We start from the raw sequence: 1,336 nt of genomic DNA on the forward strand, positions 1-1,336 counted from the left end.
GGGCTGCGTGGAACCGAAAAGGCAGTGCAATGTGGAACAGAAACCCTACCAGCTTCCCGATACTCATGCTTATTGGAATTATTTTTATGATTAAAATCAGCTTTACATTTTATAATAAAATATCTCAGGAAACGGAACGTTTACAGTTAAAGTCTCTCCCTGGATATCCGCGATCTGCTGGCAGAGGTTCAGCATCCGGTAAGGATTTGCATATCCGAAAAGTTCCATGATCTTTTTAAACTGTTTTTCCTTTTTGATAAGATCTGCGAGATACATATATCTCAGATCTCCAAGGGAGATGCGGGGCAGGCCATAGGACTGAGTGATCTTTTTCAGTCTGGTATTCAGTGTGGGAAGCGTCTTGACTTTTCCATATGGACCAAGGCACAGGGCGCCTTCTTCGGCCAGTCCAGGATATTTCAGAATAATGCCCTCATTCAGATATCTCCGGTCCCTGATCTCATCAAATAAAAATTCCGGAACAGGCACAGTACGGTAATTGCTGTCTGAACGGAGTTTTCTGCCACTGTATTTGAAGTTCTGGCTACCGTTAACTCCATTCCTGTCAGCGGACATATAGTTCCGTGCATGCAGCCCGCAGATCGTTACCGTACCTGCCTCCAGATTGAAACTGTCATATTTAAGTCCAAGGATTTCTCCGGGTTTCAGCCCACAGTAAAGCGCCAGGGCATATTCCAGATAATGGGAGGTGTTGTCTTTCTTTGCAGCTGATAAAAAGCAGGTAAGCTGTTCCGCTGTATAAAGAACCGGATCTTTTTCCAACACGGAATATTTTTTTAATTGAAAGAAAAGTTCATAATCTCCGGTATCTGGTTCAAAACTATCCTTTATAAAAACACGCAGAAAACGGTATGCCGAAGCAGCCATATTTTCATTTTTTCGGTCGATACGTGCCAAAAGAGCATTCAGATATTCTGCATCGATATCGTCAACCGCCCGCTCCTTATCCGGAAGGTTGGGTTCAATGACATTGAAGATCATCCAGTGGTAGTAAGCATCCGTACTGCTGCTGGTTGAATTCGGAAGGTATTCGTTCTGGTACCAGCTCTCCAGGTAATTGACAAAAGTAGTTGCAGCATTTTCGTTCCTTTTCTCTTTTTTCATTGTTGTGGCTGTAACAGCCATTTCTTTTGATTCTTTTCTCATTCTTTTTTCCTTTCTGCCATCATTGGCTGAGCGTTTAATTGTCTTTCAATTATATATTGTCCGATTTTCGCTCAGAATCTGATCTTTTATGAAAAATTTTTGACAAAATTCTAAAAAAATGACATATTAATCCTGTAAGGTGGATGTCCATACAAAGAAATATATTTAT

At 41.2% G+C, this 1,336-nt stretch carries 1 protein-coding gene; it reads right to left on the reverse strand.

The window, feature by feature from the left end; all coding sequences use genetic code 11:
• Positions 1-102 precede the first annotated feature (102 nt).
• Positions 103-1,167 carry a tyrosine-type recombinase/integrase gene (locus AB5170_RS21530; protein WP_173717481.1) on the reverse strand — a complete coding sequence of 355 codons (1,065 nt, stop codon included), beginning with the start codon at positions 1,165-1,167 and terminating at the stop codon, positions 103-105.
• Positions 1,168-1,336 lie beyond the last annotated feature (169 nt).

Origin of the sequence: Ruminococcus sp. RTP21484sp1_RTP21281st1_A8_RTP21281_210402 (assembly GCF_040914025.1) — a bacterium.
GTDB classification, from domain to species: domain Bacteria; phylum Bacillota; class Clostridia; order Lachnospirales; family Lachnospiraceae; genus Blautia_A; species Blautia_A faecis.

Coding starts and splice junctions, on each gene's coding strand:
- AB5170_RS21530 (WP_173717481.1), bottom strand. CDS start 1,167: ATGAGAAAAGAATCAAAAGAAATGGCTGTTACAGCCACAACAATGAAA.